The organism is Pseudomonas sp. Irchel 3E13 (assembly GCF_900187455.1).
Lineage (GTDB): Bacteria > Pseudomonadota > Gammaproteobacteria > Pseudomonadales > Pseudomonadaceae > Aquipseudomonas.
The window spans coordinates 397369-413217 of record NZ_FYDX01000007.1 but is presented as its reverse complement, the minus strand read 5'-3'; the positions used below and the strand labels follow the sequence as shown (position 1 = coordinate 413217).

Annotated in this window: 17 protein-coding genes and 1 pseudogene; 9 read left to right on the top strand and 9 right to left on the bottom strand. The window is 63.2% G+C overall.

Annotation, left to right across the window (positions count from 1 at the left end; translation table 11 throughout):
* Positions 1–96 precede the first annotated feature (96 nt).
* Positions 97–618, top strand: coding sequence for a disulfide bond formation protein B (locus CKW37_RS14870; protein ID WP_095156462.1), 522 nt, complete (start codon positions 97–99; stop codon positions 616–618).
* 229 nt (positions 619–847) lie between these two features.
* On the top strand, positions 848–1318 hold the full coding sequence (rsd, locus tag CKW37_RS14865) for a sigma D regulator (RefSeq protein WP_095156461.1): 471 nt from the start codon (positions 848–850) through the stop codon (positions 1316–1318).
* Positions 1319–1345: 27 nt separating this feature from the next.
* Here the strand turns inward: rsd and CKW37_RS14860 are convergent, their stop codons facing one another.
* Positions 1346–2011, bottom strand: coding sequence for an FKBP-type peptidyl-prolyl cis-trans isomerase (locus CKW37_RS14860; protein ID WP_095156460.1), 666 nt, complete (start codon positions 2009–2011; stop codon positions 1346–1348).
* A gap of 241 nt (positions 2012–2252) precedes the next feature.
* On the opposite strand from CKW37_RS14860, the gene CKW37_RS14855 reads away from it, so the two are divergent.
* Positions 2253–3377, top strand: a complete 1125-nt coding sequence (locus CKW37_RS14855) for an AlgP family protein (protein WP_095156459.1) — start codon at positions 2253–2255, stop codon at positions 3375–3377.
* Here CKW37_RS14855 and CKW37_RS14850 read toward each other — a convergent pair.
* Positions 3353–3835: a TIGR02444 family protein gene (locus tag CKW37_RS14850; protein ID WP_095156458.1), complete on the bottom strand. Its 483-nt coding sequence runs from the start codon at positions 3833–3835 to the stop codon at positions 3353–3355. The genes CKW37_RS14855 and CKW37_RS14850 overlap by 25 nt on opposite strands.
* A gap of 50 nt (positions 3836–3885) precedes the next feature.
* Between CKW37_RS14850 and CKW37_RS14845 the strand changes: the two genes are divergently transcribed.
* Together CKW37_RS14845 and CKW37_RS14840 are read left to right on the top strand one after the other, a co-directional pair.
* Positions 3886–5796, top strand: a complete 1911-nt coding sequence (locus tag CKW37_RS14845; RefSeq protein ID WP_095156457.1) for an ATP-binding cassette domain-containing protein — start codon at positions 3886–3888, stop codon at positions 5794–5796.
* Entirely contained in the window at positions 5796–6383 is a 588-nt protein-coding gene (locus CKW37_RS14840; protein ID WP_095156456.1) for a mechanosensitive ion channel family protein, read from the top strand. Before CKW37_RS14845 ends, CKW37_RS14840 begins: the two co-directional genes overlap by 1 nt.
* Here CKW37_RS14840 and CKW37_RS32970 read toward each other — a convergent pair.
* Complete coding sequence (locus CKW37_RS32970; RefSeq protein WP_177454419.1) at positions 6377–6550, bottom strand: hypothetical protein; 174 nt, start codon at positions 6548–6550, stop codon at positions 6377–6379. The genes CKW37_RS14840 and CKW37_RS32970 overlap by 7 nt on opposite strands.
* On the opposite strand from CKW37_RS32970, the gene CKW37_RS14835 reads away from it, so the two are divergent.
* Complete coding sequence (locus tag CKW37_RS14835) at positions 6468–7100, top strand: LysE family transporter (RefSeq protein ID WP_095156455.1); 633 nt, start codon at positions 6468–6470, stop codon at positions 7098–7100. The genes CKW37_RS32970 and CKW37_RS14835 overlap by 83 nt on opposite strands.
* A 151-nt stretch (positions 7101–7251) precedes the next feature.
* Here the strand turns inward: CKW37_RS14835 and CKW37_RS14830 are convergent, their stop codons facing one another.
* Genes CKW37_RS14830 through CKW37_RS14815 form a run of 4 tightly spaced genes read right to left on the bottom strand, consistent with a single transcriptional unit; the run spans position 7252 to position 10468 of the window.
* Positions 7252–7995, bottom strand: coding sequence for a penicillin-binding protein activator LpoB (locus CKW37_RS14830; RefSeq protein WP_095156454.1), 744 nt, complete (start codon positions 7993–7995; stop codon positions 7252–7254).
* 3 nt (positions 7996–7998) lie between these two features.
* On the bottom strand, positions 7999–8589 hold the full coding sequence (lpoB, locus tag CKW37_RS14825) for a penicillin-binding protein activator LpoB (RefSeq protein ID WP_095156453.1): 591 nt from the start codon (positions 8587–8589) through the stop codon (positions 7999–8001).
* 21 nt (positions 8590–8610) lie between these two features.
* Positions 8611–8979: a YcfL family protein gene (locus CKW37_RS14820; protein ID WP_095156452.1), complete on the bottom strand. Its 369-nt coding sequence runs from the start codon at positions 8977–8979 to the stop codon at positions 8611–8613.
* 13 nt (positions 8980–8992) lie between these two features.
* On the bottom strand, positions 8993–10468 hold the full coding sequence (locus CKW37_RS14815; RefSeq protein WP_095156451.1) for a COG3014 family protein: 1476 nt from the start codon (positions 10466–10468) through the stop codon (positions 8993–8995).
* A gap of 318 nt (positions 10469–10786) precedes the next feature.
* On the opposite strand from CKW37_RS14815, the gene CKW37_RS14810 reads away from it, so the two are divergent.
* Positions 10787–12685: a cytochrome c/FTR1 family iron permease gene (locus CKW37_RS14810; protein ID WP_095156450.1), complete on the top strand. Its 1899-nt coding sequence runs from the start codon at positions 10787–10789 to the stop codon at positions 12683–12685.
* Positions 12686–12751: 66 nt separating this feature from the next.
* Positions 12752–13213: a YaiI/YqxD family protein gene (locus CKW37_RS14805; RefSeq protein WP_095156498.1), complete on the top strand. Its 462-nt coding sequence runs from the start codon at positions 12752–12754 to the stop codon at positions 13211–13213.
* A gap of 30 nt (positions 13214–13243) precedes the next feature.
* On the opposite strand, the gene elbB is transcribed toward CKW37_RS14805, so the two are convergent.
* Positions 13244–13909 carry an isoprenoid biosynthesis glyoxalase ElbB gene (gene elbB, locus CKW37_RS14800; RefSeq protein WP_095156449.1) on the bottom strand — a complete coding sequence of 222 codons (666 nt, stop codon included), beginning with the start codon at positions 13907–13909 and terminating at the stop codon, positions 13244–13246.
* A gap of 113 nt (positions 13910–14022) precedes the next feature.
* On the opposite strand from elbB, the pseudogene CKW37_RS14795 reads away from it, so the two are divergent.
* Positions 14023–15231 (top strand): annotated as a pseudogene (locus CKW37_RS14795) (sterol desaturase family protein); the annotation flags it as partial.
* Here the strand turns inward: CKW37_RS14795 and CKW37_RS14790 are convergent.
* Positions 15151–15798 carry a DedA family protein gene (locus CKW37_RS14790; RefSeq protein WP_175652605.1) on the bottom strand — a complete coding sequence of 216 codons (648 nt, stop codon included), beginning with the start codon at positions 15796–15798 and terminating at the stop codon, positions 15151–15153. The pseudogene CKW37_RS14795 and the gene CKW37_RS14790 sit on opposite strands and share 81 nt — an antisense overlap.
* Between the last annotated feature and the right edge of the window lie 51 nt (positions 15799–15849).

Below are 15849 nucleotides of genomic sequence, written 5' to 3'. Positions count from 1 at the left end.
TAACAAAATCAGAGATTTGTCTACTTCGTTGCTTCTTGAAACAACGGGGGCGTTTCCTCTACCGTTGCGCAATCTCTTTCCTGCCTTGGTTCTGCCATGCCGCTGGCCTGTCTGCGTTCAATCTTCCTCCCGGCTTTCCTGGCTTCCTTTCTGGTGCTTTGCGGCGCGTTCTACCTCGAGTTCGGCCTAGGGCAGATTGCCTGTCCGCTGTGTCAGGGGCAGCGGCTGTTGCTGGCGGCGTTTTCGCTGGTCTGCCTGTGTGGGCTGATTCATCGCCCGTCCCGCCGGGTCGCTCGCAGGTATCTCTGGCTGTGCCTGGCGCTGGCCATTGCGGGTGCTCTGCTCGCAACCCGGCATGTTTGGCTGCAAGGGCTTTTTCCTACCGACGACACGCCTTGCCTGCAGTCCATGGACTATCTGGTCGAGCAGGGAAGCCTCATCGAGTGGTTGCAAGGCATGCTGGTGGGGGCGGCCGAGTGCGTGCCGATCACCTGGAGTTTCATGGACCTGAGTGTGCCGGAGTTGAGCCTGCTGGCGTTTCTCGGGCTCGGCGTGATGGTGGTGTCGAGATTGTTACCTTGGCGTGAGGTGAACCCGCCCAACCCGGCGCGGTCATGAAAGGGGGCCGCCGGTCGTTTGAATCACCGGTGGCGATGCGTCGCAGGCTTAAACACTTGTATGAAACTAGTCACCTGCGTACCTTGAAGCCAAGGGCGTGCGGGAATAATCTCCCCTGCACGCATACCGAAAACACTGCTGCTCAATGCCGTTCTGCCGTTATTCCTTTTTGTATCTCAGCCTTGAGATACGGGGCGCAGGGGCACGACCCACTAGGGATGAGACCGCCATGTTAGATAGTTGTCAGAATGCTCAGGAACGCTGGGGTGGGGTTCACAAGCTCATTGACCGCTGGCTGAACGAGCGCGGAGAGTTGGTAACTGCGTTCCGCGAGTTGCGCGATGCCAAGCAGGCATTTGCCGACAAGAAAGCCAATGGTCGCTTCTGCGAGATTCTCGTGGATTATGTTTCCGCCTGGCACTTCGAAATCTGCGAACAGCTGGTCAGCGAAGCCAAGGCGTTTGGCGATGACGGTGGGCTGAAACTGGCCGAACAGATCAACCCGCGCATCAACGACAGCACTCAGCTCGCGTTGACCTTCAACGACAATTGCCACAAAGGTGAATGCAAGGACGCCGAGCGTTTCGCCGAAGAGCTGAGCAAGCTCGGTGGTCAGTTGCGCGAGCGCTTCGAACTGGAAGACTGCCTGATCGAGGTGCTGCACACCGCGCACAAGGAAGAGGTCGCCACTCAGGCCTGATCCTTCTGCGATGACGTTGCCGGCCTGTCAGTCGGCAACGTTGAGCAATTCAATCTCGAATACCAGCGGCGTGTACGGCGCGATCAAATCGCCCGCACCATCCGCTCCGTAGGCTTGCGCCGAAGGGATCACCAAGCGGTATTTCGAACCCGCAGCCATCTCCGGCAACGCCGTTTGCCAGCCTTCGATCACACTGCCCAGTTTGAACCACTGCGGTTGGTTGTTCTGATCGAACACTGTGCCATCCGGCAATTTCCCTACATAACGAACCTGCACCCTGCCACCCGCTTTCGGCTTGGCGCCGTTGCCTGCCTGCAGCTCGGTCATCAGCACGCCGTCACTGAGTTCACGCACACCGGCGCGGCCGCGCTCGGTGGCCATGAAACGCTTTTCCGCTGCCAGCGCCTGCTCGACCTGCGATTGCGCGGCGGCGGCAGTGGCCTGCTCGTCGTGCCTGGCGAGGACGGCATCGATACGCGCCTGGCTCAGCGCCAGCGGCTTGTTCTGATAAGCCTGTTGCAGGCCCTCGAGCAGCGCCTGGAGTTGCAGCCCCGGAACCTCCTGGCGCAGGCGCTCACCCAGGCTGGCGCCAAGGCTGTAGGCGAGGTCGTGATCCGATGTGGCGGGGGTGGTCTGTTCCGCGAACGCCGGCGGCAGCATGAGGACTAATGACAGCAACAAATAGCGCGGCACGGGCAGGCTCCGAAAAGACCGAAGAAGAGTTTCGAGCGGTGTTGATTATGCCGTCGGCATGGAGCAATTAGTTAATTATCGGCAGTCGGAAATACAGCATCTACACTTGTTTTCGAGCTGCAGCGATAACAACTTTGCCCAGGCATGCAACGCGGCGTCTCCCTTGCGGTCAACATGCCCTAGCGGCGATAGCAGCACAGGTCTAGTATGAGCCGCAATTTCGTCAGCCAGGAGGTAAGCCATGTCGGCCAACAAGAAGCCAGTCAATACGCCTTTGCACCTGCTACAACAACTCTCGGGCAGCCTGCTCGAGCATTTGGAGAACGCCTGCTCGCAAGCGCTGGCTGATGCGGAAAAACTCCTGTCCAAGTTGGAAAAACAACGTGGCAAGGCTCAGGAAAAACTGCACAAGTCTCGCCTCAAACTTCAGGATGCCGCTAACGCCGGTAAAGCCAAGGCACAGGACAAGGCAAAAACTGTAGTAAGTGAGTTGGAAGGACTGCTCGATTCGTTGCAAGAGCGTCAAGCGCAAACCCGCACTTATATTTCTGGCCTCAAGCGTGATGTCCAGGAAAGCTTGAAGCTGGCCCAGGGTGTTGGCAAAGTTCGTGATGCCGTGTCCAAGACACTGTCCACTCGCGCACCGGCCAAGCCTGCCGCGAAACCAGCCGCCAAGACCGCTGCCAAGCCAGCCGCAAAAGCCGCTGCTGCCAAGGCGCCGGCCAAACCCGCCGCCAAGCCTGCTGCTGCCAAGCCTGCCGCCAAACCCGCCGCTAAAGCTGCTGCTGCCAAGGCCCCGGCCAAAGCTGCCGCCAAGCCGGTAGCTGCCAAAGCCGCTGCCAAGCCAGCCGCAAAAGCTGCTGCCGCCAAGGCGCCGGCCAAGCCAGCCGCCAAACCGGTAGCGGCCAAAGCCCCAGCCAAGCCAGCCGCGAAAGCCGCTGCTGCCAAGGCGCCGGCCAAACCTGCTGCCAAGCCGGTAGCCGCCAAAGCCCCAGCCAAACCGGCGGCCAAACCCGCCGCCGCCAAAGCACCTGCCAAGCCTGCCGCTGCCAAGCCGGTAGCCGCCAAAGCCCCGGCCAAGCCAGCAGCCAAACCCGTCGCCGCCAAGGCACCGGCCAAACCGGTAGCCGCGAAGGCTCCAGCCAAGCCAGCGGCCACCAAGGCGCCAGCCAAACCGGCTGCTGCCAAAGCACCAGCCAAACCCGCCGCCGCCAAGGCTCCTGCCAAGCCAGCAGCAGCGAAACCTGCCGCCAAGCCCGCTACCCCTGCCGCTACACCAGCAGCGGCAGCGTCGCCGGCTCCTGCGGCGCCCGCTCCAGCCAGCGCTCCAGCAGCAACCACTCAATCTCCGTCGACGGCTTCCTGAGTCGTCACCACTGCGGCGCGCAGCACTTGCAGCGCGTCGTGGTGGCGAGAGATGGCCGGCGCCAGCCGTGCCAGCCAGCTATCCGGCCGGGCTTTGTCCCCGTCCGGCCAGCCGGCACAAATACCCTGTAAACGTTCCAGTTGCAGGCGCTCCGCATCCAGCTCCAGCCCTTTGATTCGCTCGCGCAACGCCGCCAGTTGGCTGTCCGCAGTCGCTTGCGCGCGCCATTGCTGTCGCAGTGACCTCAACGGTTGCACCACGTCGCGCTGCCACGGACCCGCCAGTTGCCGCAATTGCTCGATGCGCCCATCGCTGGGCACGACTGCGCGTCGGTCGAGCCACGCCGCGCACAGCAGCAGGCAGACATCCGCGCCCTGCGCCTGAAGTTCCAGGCAGGCTTGCTCTACGCCAGGCCGGGCATAGAGCCCGATGGCGAAATTCCACAGGTCGGTGTGCATGGTCCCACTCGCGCCAGTTGCCATCGAAGCTGGTAGACTCCGCGGCCATTATGATCAGACTCTCGAACCTCACTTTACAGCGTGGTCCGCAACGCCTGCTAGAAGGCGCGGAGCTCACCCTGCACGCCGGCCACAAAGCCGGTTTGATCGGTGCCAACGGCGCCGGCAAGTCCAGCCTGTTCGCCTTGCTGCGCGGCGAGCTCACACCCGACGCCGGCAACTGTCAGTTGCCCGGCGACTGGCGTATCGCCCACATGCGCCAGGAGGTCGACACCCTCGACCGCCTGGCCGTGGACTATGTGCTGGACGGCGATGTGCACCTGCGCAAGGTCCAGGACGCGCTTGTCGCCGCCGAAGCCGCCCATGACAACATCGCCCTGGCGCGGCTGCACATCGAGCTCGACAGCGCTGACGGCTACACCGCCGATGCGCGGGCGCGCAAGCTGCTGGCTGGCCTCGGCTTCAGCAACGAGCAGATGGACCGCCGTGTCGGCGACTTCTCCGGTGGCTGGCGGATGCGTCTGAACCTGGCGCAGGCACTGATGTGCCCCTCCGACCTGCTGCTGCTCGACGAACCCACCAACCACCTGGACCTCGACGCGATCCTCTGGCTGGAAGACTGGCTCAAGGGCTACCCCGGCACGCTGCTGCTGATCTCCCACGACCGTGATTTCCTCGATGCCGTGGTCGATCACGTCGCCCATGTCGAGCAGTGCAAGCTGACGCTCTACCGCGGCGGCTACAGCGCCTTCGAGCGGGCCCGGGCCGAGCGCCTGGCGCAACAGCAGCAGGCGTACGAGAAGCAGCAGGCGCAGCGCGCCCACATGGAAAAATACATCGCCCGGTTCAAGGCCCAGGCGACCAAGGCCCGTCAGGCGCAGAGCCGGATCAAGGCCCTGGAGCGCATGGAAGAACTGTCGGCGGCCCACGTCGATTCGCCGTTCGACTTCGCTTTCCGTGAGTCCGAGAAGATCTCCAGCCCGCTGCTCGACCTCGCCGAAGCCCGCCTGGGTTATGGCGACAAAACCGTGCTGGAGAAGATCAAGCTGCAACTGGCACCGGGTGCCCGTATCGGCCTGCTCGGCCCTAACGGCGCGGGCAAGTCGACGCTGATCAAGAACCTCGCGGGCGAGCTGGAGCCGCTGGCCGGTCGCCTGGTGCGCGGCGAGAACCTGGTGGTCGGCTACTTCGCCCAGCACCAGCTCGACTCCCTCGACAGCAAGGCCAGCCCGTTGCTGCACCTGCAGCGCCTGGCGCCGACCGAGCGTGAGCAAACGCTGCGCGATTTCCTCGGCGGTTTCGACTTCCGTGGCAATCGCTGCGACGAGCCGGTGCTGAATTTCTCCGGTGGCGAGAAAGCCCGCCTGGCCCTGGCGCTGATTGCCTGGGAGCGGCCGAACCTGCTGCTGCTCGACGAACCGACCAACCACCTCGACCTGGAAATGCGCCTGGCGCTGACCATGGCGCTGCAGGAATTCAGCGGCGCCGTCGTGGTGGTCTCTCACGATCGTCATCTGCTCAAGAGCACCACGGACGAGTTCCTGCTGGTCGCCGACGGCAAGATGGAAGCCTTCGACGGCGACCTCGATGACTACGCCCGCTGGCTGGTGGAGTATCGCCAGCGCAACGCGCCGGTCAGTACAACGCCGGTCAACCCCGACAAGACCGACAAGAAGGCCCAGCGCCAGGCCGCCGCAGCCCTGCGCCAGCAATTGGCACCGCACAAGCGCGAGGCCGACAAGCTTGAAGCCGAGCTGGGCAAGCTGCACGCGGAGCTGGCGAAAGTCGAAGCGAGCCTCGGCGACAGCGGTGTCTACGAGGCCGCCCGCAAGGACGAACTGCGTGACCTGCTGGCCCGTCAGGCCCAGCTCAAAAGTCGCGAAGCGGAACTGGAAGAAGCCTGGATGGAAGCGCTAGAAGTGCTGGAAAACATGCAGGCGGAGCTGGAGGCATTGTCCTGATGGAGTCGTTGCGGCAGATGTTGCCGGTGGAGTGGATCGGACCGTTCTGGATGGGTTTGCAGATCCTGCTGATCCTGGTGGTGGCCTTCGTCCTGCAACGCCTGGTTGCCCGCTGCCTGAAACGTCTGAGCGAGCGCTACCCGCTGCCGCCGCAACTGATGGTGCCGCTGCGCGGTGGTCTGCGCTGGCTGATCATGGGCAGCGCTTTGCTGTTTGTGCTGGAGCGTCTCGGGGTTTCCGCCACGGTGTTGTGGACGGCGCTGTCGGGCTTTGTCGCGGTCGCCGCGGTGGCGTTCTTCGCGATCTGGAGCGTGCTGTCGAACCTGCTGTGCGCGGTGTTGATCTTCACGGTCGGCCCGTTCCGCATCGGCGATGTGGTGGAGCTGGTCGACACCACCGACAAGCCGGGCATCAAGGGCCGGGTCACGGCCATCAACCTGCTGTTCACCACCCTGGTGGAACTGCCTGAAACCGGCGGCGCGCTGGTGCAGGTGCCGAACAGCCAGTTCTTCCAGAAGTCCGTGCGGCGCTGGCGTGGCAGTGATGTCTTGCCACTGGTGACCGATGACAAGTCGAGCGGTCATTGAGCGATCGCTGAAAAATTTTGTGGTGATTTCTTTTCCAGCGGATTAGCGTGAGGCCTTGAACCGATTTTTTGGCCGAGGTGTGTCATGTCGCTGGAAACGTGGTTGGCTTTTTTCGCCGCCTGTTGGGTAATCAGTCTGTCGCCGGGTGCAGGGGCTATCGCCTCCATGTCCTGCGGTTTGCAATATGGCTTCTGGCGCGGTTACTGGAACGCCCTGGGTCTGCAACTGGGCCTGATCCTGCAGATTGCGATCATTGCCGCCGGCGTTGGCGCTATCCTCGCGGCGTCGGCCACCGCGTTCCAGATCATCAAGTGGTTTGGCGTGGCCTATCTGATCTACCTGGCTGTGAAGCAATGGCGAGCACTGCCGGCTGACCTGTCCGACGACGCTGCGGTCCGGCCCATCGGCAAGCCGCTGAGCCTGGTGTTCCGTGGTTTCCTGGTCAACGTCAGCAACCCCAAGGCGCTGGTCTTCATGCTCGCGGTGCTGCCGCAGTTCATCAACCCGCACGAGCCGCTGCTGCCGCAATACGTGGCGATCACCGTGACCATGATCAGCGTGGACCTGCTGGTGATGGCCGGCTACACCGGGCTGGCCTCTCGCGTGCTGCGCCTGCTGCGTACGCCGAAGCAGCAACGCCGGATGAACCGCACCTTCGCTGGCCTGTTCCTGGGCGCGGCAACCTTGCTGGCGACCATTCGCCGGGCACCGGTCTGATTCGATCAGCAATGAAAAAGGCGACCTGGGTTTTGCCCGTCCGTTAAACCATTGAGGCCCTTCGCGAGCAAGCTCGCTCCTACAAAAGCGACGCATCTGTAGGAGCGAGCTTGCTCGCGAAGGACCCCGTGTCTCTTTGCCGTCTCCGGCTTCAGCGCAGGATCTGCGCCGGCTCATCCGGTGGCAGGTTGTTGCCGCCTGGGTAAGCACGCGGTTGCCCCGGTACCGGTCCGCCCAACTGCTCGGCCAGTTGCCGGGCGACATCGATGCCCAGCTCTTTCGACACTTCACGCACTACCTTCGGCCGGCTCAGGCTGATCTTCGCGTCGCGACCGTTGACCAGCTTGGTTTGCTGGCCTTCACCCATGGCGGTGAACGCCGAGGTGATTTCGTAGGTGCGGGTGTTGATCAGGCTGAAGTCGGCCACCAGGGTCAGGCCCAACACCGCCGAGTAGCTGTTGGTGTTGTCGATGGCGTTGGTGTCCTGCTCGAAGTCGACATCCGACAAGGTGCCGAACAGCACATAGTCCGCGCCCTTGAAGTGGCCGGCCTTGATGCGCTTGATGATGTCGTAGACGTCACCCTTGGCGTCGGCGGTGTAGGGCGTGCCCTGCACCAACTGGAACATCCCGGACTTGATGATCTCGCCCTTGATGTCGCCGCTGAACTTGCGCAGTTCGGTCTGCTCGATGTAGCTCTGGCTGCTCTCGAACTCGTTGTAGTTCGACGAGCCGCTGGCGCTATACATGCTTGCCTGCGAACTGTTCTGCGCAGAAACGATGTGGATGTACTGCTCCACACGTTCTTGATACGCAAGGTCGGTGACCGCCACCTTGGGGGCCGCCTGTACGCCAAAGGCGCAGGCCAGGCCCAGAATTCCCATCCATGCGCGCATTGCTTATCGCTCCGTGGTCTTGCGGATTTCTTTCTCGTCCATCCACTCGGCCAGGCCGCTTTCGACGTCGATCAGTTGCAGGCTGAATTTGTAGAAGACGTCCTTGTAGTCCTCGCTGCGCTTGACGATCGAGCTGATCGAGCCTTCCAGGCGGTATTTGGCGGCGATCATGTTGCCGGTCTTGGCGACGGTGTTTTTCTTGTACAGGCCGCTCTGGTTCTGCAGCTTGAGCTGGTCGACCTGGCTCTGCATCTGGTTGTTGTCGCTGGCGAAGCGGGCGGTGCCGGACTTCATCAGCTGGGTCTTGATCGAGGTGGTGATCTCGCGGGTATCGATGTACTCGCTGGTCTTGTTCTTCACGTCGTAGACCTGAACCACCGGACGACCTTGCAGCACGCCGGACTGGGCCAGGGAGCGGGTCATGGTTTCGGCGATCATTTGCAGGTCGGTGGAACCGAATTCATTGGTCACCAGTTCGACGGCCTTGCTGTCGCCGTAGCTGATGTTCTTGCCGCCCAGCACCGGGGAGGGCGACGAGCAGCCGCTGGCCAGGGCAACGACGGCGGCGAGCAGGGAAAGCTGGACAAACTTCATGTAGAAAACTCCGGAAAAAAATTACTGAGACTGGACTTCGAGGCGGAAATCGGTGGCCTGGGGAACCGGCGCAATCGCTGGCAAGACGCTGGATTGCGAACCGTACAGGGTCAGGGTTTTCCAGCTTTCCTCGTCGGCGACGGGGAAGCCGTCGTTGCCCAACCAGGCGAAGCGGTAGAAGAGGGTCTTGTTGCTGCCGCTGGTGTTGTTCAGCGCGACCTTGACGGTGAGAAAGCCGTTCTCGCGGGCGACCCGCATCGGGCCGGTCTCGATGTTCTTCAGCTTGCCCATGACCACGACTTTGCTGGCGGCGCTGCCGGGAGCGGGCGGCGGTGTGGCGCAACCGGCCAGCAGGGCGGTGGCGAGGGCGATGGCGAGTTTGAAGCGCATGACAGTCCTTGGGTTACTTGAGGGTGGCGACGGCGGCTGCCGGAGCCGGAGGTGTGAGGAGCCTGGCGGAGCCGGCGGCGAAGACTTGGTTGCCAACGACGCGCAGCGAAACGACCTGATAAGGACGGTCGACTTTCACCACGATCTTGCTGCCGCCCAAGCCTGACGGCAGGCTCAACTGGTGCTCGCCCGGACTCAGGCGCACACGGGCGACCAGGGTTTCGTTGGGCAGGGTGCGCCAGGTGCGGGTGTCAGCGCCTTCGGTGATGGCGGAGGCGATGCCCACGGCCAGGCCGGCCAGCGGGTTGACGTCGTTGATCTGCTTCTGCGCCACCGCGCGGGTGACGGCGCGCACGCTGGTGCGCAGGATGATGCCCGGCATGTCGTCGCGCAAGGCCCGGCGAGACATGGCCGAAGTGCTGTTGAGCGTGGTCAGCGACAGCGACTTGTCGTCCAGCGTGACCTGGCCGACATGGGCGGTGGATGTGTCTTCGCGGATGATCGGGAACGACAGCGGGGTGATCACCAGATTGCCGCTGATCACCAGCGGCAACGGGATGCGGATCGAGTCGCGGGCTGGCGCCAGGCCGCTCTGGACCACGATCAGCACGTCGCTGTCCTGGCTCTTGGGTTTTTCCACGACGACTTCTTTGGCCTTGCCTTTGCGCTTGCCCTTGTTCTTGCTGGCGACGGGGGCGGGCTCACTGTTGTTGTCGGCGCTCTTGTCGAGGTCGAGCAGGGCCTGTTCCAGCAGCGGGGTGTTGGGCAGCAGTTCGGCAGCCTTGCGATAACCCGGCGCGGCCAGGCCCTGTTCGCCCAGCGCCTCGTAGACGAAGCCGGACAGGTAATGGCTGAAGGCGCTCTGGTAGCTGTTTTTCAGGCCGATGACTTCGGGCGCATCAAGGGCGGCGACCGGGTAGCCGCGCAGGTCCTTGTACTCGGTCGTGACGCCTTCCTTCTCGGCTTCTTCTTCGCGCTTGAGGTATTCCTTGTCGCGCAACTCGGCGATCACCGCCTCGCGCTCGTGGGTCTTCTTGATTTCGGTGCGGGCGCCGTCGAAGTCGTTCTGCGCCAACAGGTTCAGGGCCATCTGGGTGGTCAGCATGACTTTTTCATAGTCATAGCCTTCGTAGCGGCGAACCTTGTCGTTGACCAGGTAGCTGCCGAACTGGCTCAGGTATTTCTCGGTATCGAGCTTGACCGACTCTTCCCATTTGAACACCAGCCCATCGGCCTCGCGCCAGGCCAACTGGCTGCCGGTCAGGTCGCCCTTGGAGCGCAGCAACTCGCCTTTTTCGAAGTAGTAGAGAAGATCCTTGTCTTCACCGGTGTTGTTTTTCTCCAGCACGGCCAGGGCGGCATCGATGTTGCCGCTGCTCAGGTGCTGGTTGGTTTCCTGGAGTTCGCTGTCGTAGCTGCGGAACACAGAGCAGCCTGTCAGCTGGAGTGCCACGAAAAGCGCGGCAAACGTGAAGACACGGGACTTCATTGCTTCTTCCCTGAACAGAGGTTGGGGTCTTTCGGAAGGCCGAAAAGTGCTTTTGAATTGTTCTTTGATTCCGTTAGGGCATAACGGAAGGCGCGCAGTATAGGGGCGGACTTCGTTACTCCAAGACGTGCGGATTGTTACCGAAGGTGAGTGCCAGCACGCGTGCCATTATCTCCGAAGTGCCCGATGAACGGTAACTTCCGCCGCACTCCGAAGGGCAATTAATGAAATTGTTGCTAATTTTTACGATTCGCCTTGAGCCCGCCTGGACGGCGGTGAACAATATTCGCCTCATCGCTACCGTCCGAGACTGGCCCCATGATTTCCCGCTCCCGCTTGTTCGCCTGGCTGCTGTGGCCAGTGCTGGCCCTGGGCAGTGCCGCGGCACTGGCTGAACCTGTCGAGGGGGCGGCGAAGGCGCTGCACCTGCTGGATTACATCGGCGCGGATTACCCGGCCACGGTGCAGTCCGGCAACGTGGTGGACAAGGCCGAGTACGCCGAGCAACTGGAGTTCGTCGGGGTCCTGCAAGGGTTGCTCGCCGACCTGCCGGAGCGGCCTCAGCGCCAGGCGTTGCAGGACGGCGTCAGCAAGCTGCGCCAGGCCATCAGCGAACATCAGGATGGCGCCAGCGTGGCGCGTCAGGCCCGGCAATTGGGCGCCGAGCTGGCGCTGGCGTATGAAGTCAGCCAGGCCCCGGTCATCACCCCCGACCCGACGCGCGGCGCGCCGCTCTACGCCCAGCATTGCTCGGTGTGCCACGGCGACAGCGGTGCCGGCGATGGCCCCGCGGGCCTCGGCCTGGAGCCGCCGCCCGCCAACCTGCGGGATGTCGCGCGCCTCGACCGGCTGAGCCTGTTCGATCTGTACAACACCCTCGGCCTGGGTATCGAAGGCACCGACATGCCGTCCTTCGCCGACCAGCTCGACGAGCGCCAGCGCTGGGACCTGGCCACCTACATCGCCGGGTTCAGCGCCGATCCGGCCAAGGCCGTCAGCGACAAACCCTTCAACCTCGCCGATCTGGCACGTCAGACCCCGGCTGAAATCGAGGCGGCCCAAGGCGCGCCAGCGCTGCTCGCTTTCCGTGCCCAGCGCGCCAAGCCGCCACAGGTCCAACGCGGTCCGGGGCAGTTGCTCGACTACACCGCCACCACCCTCGATCAGAGCCTGGCGGCCTATCAGCGTGGTGACCACGAGCAGGCCTACGACCTGTCCGTGGCGGCTTACCTGGAAGGCTTCGAACTGGTGGAAAGCTCGCTCGACAACGTCGACAGCACCGTGCGCAAAGACACCGAAAAAGCCCTGATGGCTTACCGTCAGTCGCTTCAGGACGGCCTGCCGCTGGAGCAGGTCAGCCAGCGTCTGGCCGACGCCAAGGCCAAGCTGAAGGTGTGCGCCGGTCTGCTGGGCAGTGATGGCCTGAGCTGGTCGCTGAGTTATATCTCCGGCTTGCTGATTCTGTTGCGCGAAGGGCTGGAGGCGATCCTCGTTCTGGCGGCCATCCTCGCGTTTCTGCGCAACACCGGGCAGCAGGCGGCGGTGCGCAGCGTCAACATCGGTTGGGGACTGGCGTTGCTGGCGGGCTTCGGCACCTGGGCGCTGGCTGCGTATGTGATCGATGTGGGCGGCGCGCAGCGCGAACTGCTCGAAGGCTGCACGGCGCTGTTCGCCTGCGTGATGGTGCTCTGGCTCGGCGTGTGGATGCACGACCGTCGGCATGCCGCGGCCTGGCAGGACTACATCAAGAGCAGCCTGGTCGGCGGCGGCGGTCGCTTCGGCTTCGCCATGCTGGCGTTCTTCTCGGTGTACCGCGAGCTGTTCGAGGTGATCCTGTTCTACGAAACCCTCTGGTTGCAGGCCGGTCCGGCCGGGCATCAGGCGGTATTGGCGGGTGGCGCCACGGCGCTGGTGGCCCTTGTGGGGCTGGCGTGGGTGATCCTGCGGGGCTCGGCCAAGTTGCCGCTGTCGCTGTTCTTCAGCATCAACGCGGCGCTGCTGTGCGCGCTGTCGGTGGTGTTCGCCGGGCATGGCGTCAAGGCGCTGCAGGAAGCCGGGATCTTCGGCACCCGGCCGGTGCCGTTCTTCGACTTCGACTGGCTGGGTATCCATGCCGACGCCTATTCGCTGGCCGCCCAGGTCGCGGCCCTGCTGGCGATCGCGGTGCTGTATGGCCGCAGTTGGTTCAGCGAGCGGCGCCGCGTTTCGGCGCATTGATTTGAAGCGGGGCGGGCGAGCGGGGATACTGCCCGCCTGTTTCGTCTCGCTGTGGATAACTCAATGATGCGTATCTGGATCGATGCCGACGCCTGCCCCAAGGCCGCGAAGGATCAGATCGTTAAATTCGCGCTCAAGCGTCAATTTGAAGTGGTGATGGTGGCCGGCGGGCCCCAGGCCAAGCCGCCTTTCGCCTGCGTAAAGCTGATCGTGGTGCCGAGCGGGCCGGATGCCGCCGATGATTACCTGGTGGAACACGCGGTCCCCGGCGAACTGGTGATCTGCAGCGATGTGCCGCTGGCCGACCGCCTGGTGAAGAAGGGCGTCGCTGCCCTCGATCCGCGTGGCCGCGAGTTCGATGAGCGCAACATGGGCGAGCGGCTGGCGGTGCGCAACCTGTTCACCGACCTGCGTGAACAGGGCCAGGTCGGCGGCGGCCAGGCGCCTTATGGCGAGCGCGAAAAGCAGGCGTTCGCCAATTCACTAGACCGCATCCTGACGCGCCTGGCGCGGCAGTTTCCGGGCTGAGGCCCGACCAGCGAGCCTCGATCTTTCCAGTCACTCGTCTTCGTGGGTCAATTCCAGCACGCGGTCGACCAGCTTGTAGATACCGCCGGCGGCGTCGCTGATGGACTGGGCGAGCATATAGGCCGGGGTGGTGACCAGCTTGCGCGCAGTGTCTTCGACGATGCCGTGCACATCGCATTCTTCGTGGGTGCCGCCCATCTTGACGATGGCCGCACTGATCTCGGCGTCGTTGCCGATGGTGCAGACCACGCCCGGGCCGTAGATCTTCGCCGCCAGCGCCGGCGAGATGCAGATCAGGCCAACCGGCTTGCCGGCTTCGGCGAATGCTTCGGCCAGGGCCAGGACATCCGGGTGCACGGTGCAGTTGGCGCCTTCGATGAGCAGGTTGGAGAGGTTTTTCGCCGTGCCGAAACCGCCTGGCACGATCAACGCGTCGAAGTCGTTGGCATCGGCTTCGCGCAGGTCCTTGATATTGCCGCGGGCGATCCGCGCGGACTCCACCAGCACATTGCGCGACTCGGGCATTTCCTCGCCGGTGAGGTGGTTGATCACGTGCAGTTGCGCGATGTTCGGCGCGAAGCACTGCACCTGGGCGCCGCGCTGGTCGAGGCGCAGCAGGGTGATGACGCTTTCATGGATTTCCGCGCCGTCGTAGACGCCGCAGCCTGACAGAATCACAGCAACTTTTTTGGTCATGCTTTCTACTCCCGATTCGAGGCGCTAAATGTCGTCTAATTTGGCAGTTGTCGCCATAGGGATTCCCGCATTGCGGGCCTAATCTTGATCCATTGCCAGAAAATGGACTCGCCATGGACTTCATCCTGCTTGCCGTGCCGTTTTTCTTCGTCTTGATCGCGGTCGAACTGCTGGCTGACCGCTGGCGCGGCGTGAGCACTTATCGGTTGGCGGATGCCGTCAACAGCCTGAGTGCGGGGGTGTTGTCGACCACCACGGGGTTGTTGACCAAGGGTGTCGGGCTGGTCAGCTACGCCATTGCCCTGGAGCACCTGGCGCTGTTCGAGTTGCCGGCGAATGCCTGGTGGGTGTGGGTGCTGGCGTTCATCGCCTATGACTTCTGCTACTACTGGCTGCATCGCTTCGGCCACGAGCGCAACATTCTCTGGGCCGCGCATTCGGTGCATCACCAGAGCGAGGACTACAACCTTTCTACCGCGCTGCGTCAGACCAGCACCGGGTTTCTGCTGTCGTGGATCTTCTACCTGCCGCTGGCGGTGCTGGGCGTGCCGCTGCTGGTGTTCGTCAGCGTCGGTGCGCTGAACCTGCTGTATCAGTTCTGGGTGCATACCCGGCACATTCCCAAGCTTGGCTGGTATGAGTGGCTGTTCGTCACGCCGTCCAATCATCGCGTCCACCATGCGCAGAATCCTATCTACATAGATCGCAACTACGGGGGCGTGTTCATTCTCTGGGACCGGCTGTTCGGCACCTTCCTCGAAGAAGACGATAACGAGCCCGTGATTTTCGGGGTGACCACGCCGCTGGCGAGCTGGAATCCACTGTGGGCCAATCTGCAGTTCTACGCCCAACTCTGGGCCGATGCGCGACGCACCGGGCGTTGGTGGGACAAGCTGCGAATCTGGTTCATGCCCACCGGCTGGCGCCCGGCCGATGTGGCGCAACGTTATCCACAGGCGAAGCAGGATCTGACGAATTTCCGCAAGTTCGAGGTGCCACTGGGTGGGGCGCAGCAGCTTTACGTGTTGCTGCAATTCGCGGCCTATGTGGCGCTGGGCAGCTATCTGATGAACGCAGGCGGGCGCCTGCCGCTGGCAGCGTTGCTGCTGGGCTGGGGGGTGATGGCGTTTGGATTGTTCGTGTTGGGGACGGCGCTGGAGAACCGTCCCTGGGCGCGGCGTCTGGAACTCACGCGGCTGGGGCTGAACCTGCCGGCCTATGCGCTGGCCGGTGTGACCGGTCTAGGGCCGGTCACCGCCCTGGGGTGGGTCGCGCTGCTCGGTTACAGCCTGCTCAGCCTGATCGGCCTGTACTTGAGCCGCCGCTTCCTGTTTGGCAATGCGCGCGGCCTTGAACCGGCGACGCAGCCACAGCAGGGCGCCGAGCACCAGCAGGCCGCCGAGCACCCATAGTTCGTACTTCTTCACGTTGCCCAGCAGGCCTTCGAGAATCGCGCCGAAGTGGTAGGCGGCGGCACCCAGGGCCAACGCCCAGACCGCCGCGCCGATGCCATTGAGCAACAGGTAGCGGCGCGGTGGATAACCGGACAGGCCGATGGCCACCGGCATCACGGTACGCAGGCCGTAGACGAAGCGGAAACTCAGCACCCAGATGTCCGGGTGGCGGCGGATGTGCTCAAGCGCCCGGTCGCCCATCAACTGCCAGCGCGGTTTGCGTGCCAGCAACTTGCGCCCATGACGACGGCCCATGAAGTACCAGAGCTGATCGCCGGCATAGCTGCCGAAGAACGCCACCAGCACCACCAGGTTGATGTCCATGTATCCGCGGAACGCAAGGAATCCGGCCAGTACCAGGATGGTCTCGCCTTCAAAAAACGTACCTAGAAAAAGGGCAAAGTAGCCGAAATCTTGCAGGAATTCTTGAAGCATTTTCTGGATGCTGGCGAAATGAACGCGCAGCCTACCCCTTCGAGCGCTTGG

Bases quoted from the DNA above. Each gene is read 5' to 3' on its own strand.
- CKW37_RS14805 (WP_095156498.1), top strand. From the start codon at position 12,752: ATGCGTATCTGGATCGATGCCGACGCCTGCCCCAAGGCCGCGAAGGAT.
- CKW37_RS14835 (WP_095156455.1), top strand. From the start codon at position 6,468: ATGTCGCTGGAAACGTGGTTGGCTTTTTTCGCCGCCTGTTGGGTAATC.
- CKW37_RS14855 (WP_095156459.1), top strand. From the start codon at position 2,253: ATGTCGGCCAACAAGAAGCCAGTCAATACGCCTTTGCACCTGCTACAA.
- CKW37_RS14790 (WP_175652605.1), bottom strand. From the start codon at position 15,798: ATGCTTCAAGAATTCCTGCAAGATTTCGGCTACTTTGCCCTTTTTCTA.
- CKW37_RS32970 (WP_177454419.1), bottom strand. From the start codon at position 6,550: ATGGAGGCGATAGCCCCTGCACCCGGCGACAGACTGATTACCCAACAG.
- CKW37_RS14820 (WP_095156452.1), bottom strand. From the start codon at position 8,979: ATGCGCTTCAAACTCGCCATCGCCCTCGCCACCGCCCTGCTGGCCGGT.
- lpoB (WP_095156453.1), bottom strand. From the start codon at position 8,589: ATGAAGTTTGTCCAGCTTTCCCTGCTCGCCGCCGTCGTTGCCCTGGCC.
- CKW37_RS14810 (WP_095156450.1), top strand. From the start codon at position 10,787: ATGATTTCCCGCTCCCGCTTGTTCGCCTGGCTGCTGTGGCCAGTGCTG.
- elbB (WP_095156449.1), bottom strand. From the start codon at position 13,909: ATGACCAAAAAAGTTGCTGTGATTCTGTCAGGCTGCGGCGTCTACGAC.
- CKW37_RS14845 (WP_095156457.1), top strand. From the start codon at position 3,886: ATGATCAGACTCTCGAACCTCACTTTACAGCGTGGTCCGCAACGCCTG.
- CKW37_RS14870 (WP_095156462.1), top strand. From the start codon at position 97: ATGCCGCTGGCCTGTCTGCGTTCAATCTTCCTCCCGGCTTTCCTGGCT.
- CKW37_RS14815 (WP_095156451.1), bottom strand. From the start codon at position 10,468: ATGAAGTCCCGTGTCTTCACGTTTGCCGCGCTTTTCGTGGCACTCCAG.
- rsd (WP_095156461.1), top strand. From the start codon at position 848: ATGTTAGATAGTTGTCAGAATGCTCAGGAACGCTGGGGTGGGGTTCAC.
- CKW37_RS14830 (WP_095156454.1), bottom strand. From the start codon at position 7,995: ATGCGCGCATGGATGGGAATTCTGGGCCTGGCCTGCGCCTTTGGCGTA.
- CKW37_RS14850 (WP_095156458.1), bottom strand. From the start codon at position 3,835: ATGCACACCGACCTGTGGAATTTCGCCATCGGGCTCTATGCCCGGCCT.
- CKW37_RS14840 (WP_095156456.1), top strand. From the start codon at position 5,796: ATGGAGTCGTTGCGGCAGATGTTGCCGGTGGAGTGGATCGGACCGTTC.